General features: G+C 37.6%; 3 protein-coding genes. All 3 read right to left on the reverse strand.

Features of this window, described 5'->3' with window-relative positions; genetic code table 11:
* Positions 1–981 (reverse strand): putative glycoside hydrolase (locus tag AC1DOS_RS19030; RefSeq protein WP_477538767.1); only part of this gene is annotated, 981 nt, incomplete at its 3' end.
* A gap of 149 nt (positions 982–1,130) precedes the next feature.
* Positions 1,131–2,072, reverse strand: a complete 942-nt coding sequence (locus tag AC1DOS_RS19035; RefSeq protein WP_108584248.1) for an ABC transporter ATP-binding protein — start codon at positions 2,070–2,072, stop codon at positions 1,131–1,133.
* Positions 2,065–3,126 carry an ABC transporter ATP-binding protein gene (locus tag AC1DOS_RS19040; protein WP_108584246.1) on the reverse strand — a complete coding sequence of 354 codons (1,062 nt, stop codon included), beginning with the start codon at positions 3,124–3,126 and terminating at the stop codon, positions 2,065–2,067. Before AC1DOS_RS19040 ends, AC1DOS_RS19035 begins: the two co-directional genes overlap by 8 nt.
* Positions 3,127–3,224 lie beyond the last annotated feature (98 nt).

Here is a 3,224-nt window from a genome sequence, read left to right on the forward strand (position 1 = left end):
TTCTTGTACCAGTTTATATGGCTGTAAGTCTGGTTTTGCAATTCCAAAATATGATGTCCAGTGACTAGGATAAATCATTGAAGAAATGACATCGACATTTTCAGAAATCTTTCCAAAGTTTTGCCCAATACCAGGTGCTTCTGCTAATGTAGCAGCATACCCAAAAATATCGACTGAAACTTTTACGTTATAAGGTTTTAGCTTTTCACGAGCATAAGCAACAAAGTCTGTGACAGCGTGTACTCTTTTTTGTACTGAATCAGTGTCAGACGACTCATATTCACCCTTACCGTACGTTAAGGTATCTGCACGATTTTCAAATCCTTCTGGAAAACGTACATAGTCAAATTGAATCTCTTGGAAACCCATCTTCGCTGCTTCAACGGCTACCTCTACATTGTAATCCCATACTTCTTTCATAAATGGATTTACAAAGGATTCGCCTCGTCCATTTTTCCAAACTTCTGATCCTTCTACAAATGAGAGCTCAGGTTTGGCCTTGGCAAGCGCCGAATCTTTAAAGACTACCACACGGGCAATTGGGTAAATTTTCTTTTCTTCTAGAATTTCTAATACTTCACGAGKATTTTTAATGTAAGGATTTCCGATATTTAAAGGTTTCAATGGAGAATCATCTGAAGGCATGTATGTTAAATCACCAAAATCATCTTTAATATCAATTACCATGGCGTTTAAATCAGTTTTATCCAATAATTTTAGCAATTCATTAAATCGTGCTCCACCGGCTGAATGTCCGGTCACATAAACTCCTCGGACAGCATCTGGGTATGTAAATGTTAAACCTGAGTCAAAACGTAATAACGTTGAAGCCAAAATTAATTCCTCATCTATCGCAGTAAATCCATATGTACGTTCAGTAAAATCGTCATTAGTCTTTTCTTCTTCAGCAGAAACGAGTGTATTTGGGGCAATTAATGCCGCCAATAAAGCACCAGTACTCATCCATTTCTTAAATGTCATAGTTTAATTTACATCCTTTCTATTCATTACCATCTTATCAAGTTAAGCATTACATTTAAAGCGAAATTTGTCATATTTACAATAAAAAGAGCCATTCTTGTAATAAGAATGGCTCTTTTTGCTAATTTTTCTATTAATATCTTAATCTCTTAGACACGAGCAGCTGAAGTTAATTTTAATGATTCGAATTCTCTTGCTGAACAGAATACAAAATGTCCAGGAGTTACTTCACGCATTGCAATTTCTTCACCGTCTTCATAGTTATGAGACGTTGGGTCATACGATTTACGTACGCGTGTACGCTCATAGTTTGGATCTGGTAGTGGAATTGCTGATAATAGTGATTGAGTATATGGATGTAGTGGGTTGTTGTACAGCTCTTCAGCTGGTGCAAGTTCAACCAATTTACCAAAATACATAACACCGATACGATCTGAGATATATTTAACCATCGACAAATCATGTGCAATAAACAAGTACGTTAATCCTTTTTCTTCTTGTAATTCTTTTAACAAGTTAACAACTTGCGCTTGGATGGATACGTCTAGTGCAGAGATTGGCTCATCAGCAATGATGAACTCAGGCTCTACTGCAAGAGCACGAGCAATACCCAGACGTTGTCGTTGCCCACCAGAGAACTCATGTGGGTAACGGTTCGCATGTTCTTTATTTAGACCAACAGTTTCAAGTAACTCGTGAACACGATCTTTACGTTCTTTTGATGATTTAGTAAGACCATGAATATCTAAACCTTCTGCAATAATATCCAACACTTTCATACGTGGATTAAGAGACGCATATGGATCTTGGAAAATCATTTGCATTTTACGGTTAAATATTTTCAAATCAGACTTTGATTTTTTCCCATGAACACTAACGCCATTGAATTTCACTTCTCCAGCAGTTGCATCGTAAAGACGGATAATAGAGCGGCCAGTTGTTGATTTACCACAACCAGACTCTCCTACTAATCCAAGGGTTTCACCTCTGTAAATATCGAAACTAATATCATCAACTGCACGTACTTCATTTGCTTTACCTTGATTGAAATATTGTTTTAAATTTTTAATTTCAAGTAATTTTTCAGCCATTAGTACGCACTCCTTCATAGTAACGACTTCCTGGGAACTTTTTCATTCGCTCAATAATTGAAAGTGGTGGTTCCACTTTTGGTGCATCAGGATGTAATAACCAAGTGGATGCAAAATGTGTATCACTTACTTGGAAAACAGGTGGTGCTTGTTCCATGTCAATTGCTAATGCATATTCACTGCGAAGTGCAAATGCATCTCCTTTTGGAGGATCCAACAAGTCTGGAGGCGTACCTGGAATCGCGTATAATTTTTCTTCTGCCGTATCGAGGGAAGGCATTGAGCTCAGTAGCCCCCATGTATATGGATGTTGAGGATTGTAGAAAATTTCATCTACTGTACCCATTTCAACAATGCGGCCGCCATACATAACCGCAACGCGATCTGCCACGTTTGCAACTACCCCAAGGTCATGTGTAATGAAGATAATCGATGTATCGATTTTCTTCTGTAAATCTTTCATGAGTTCCAAAATTTGAGCCTGGATTGTAACGTCCAAAGCAGTTGTCGGCTCATCTGCAATCAAAATTTGTGGATTACATGCTAAAGCAATCGCAATAACAATACGCTGACGTTGACCACCAGAAAATTGGTGTGGATATTGTTTAATTCGCAATTCCGGTTTAGGCATCCCAACCATACGTAGTAAATCGACTGCAATTTTTTTCGCTTCTGTTTTCCCTACTTTTTGATGTTTTAACAATGGTTCAGTAATTTGACGACCAATAGTCATGGTAGGATTTAATGACGTCATAGGATCCTGGAAGATCATTGAGATATCTTTCCCGCGAATTTTTTGCATTTCTTTATCAGTAAGCTTCGTTAAATCTTTTCCGTTAAATAAGATTTCTCCGCTTTTAAATTCAGAACTAGATTCTGGTAAAAGACGCATAATGGCTTTCGTAGTTACCGATTTACCTGAACCAGATTCACCAACAATCGCTAACGTTTCCCCTTTAAGCAAATCGAAGTTAACACCACGAATGGCTTTTACTTCACCTGCAAAAGTGTGGAAGGAAAGCTGAAGGTCTTTTACTTCTAAGATTTTTTCCATAGTCGCTTTCCTCCTTCTTAATCTTTCATTTTCGGATCAAGTGCATCACGTAATCCATCTCCAAGCAAGTTAAAAGCAATCATAAGCATGCTTAATAC

It is taken from the genome of Paenisporosarcina sp. P5_A11 (genome assembly GCF_056400705.1).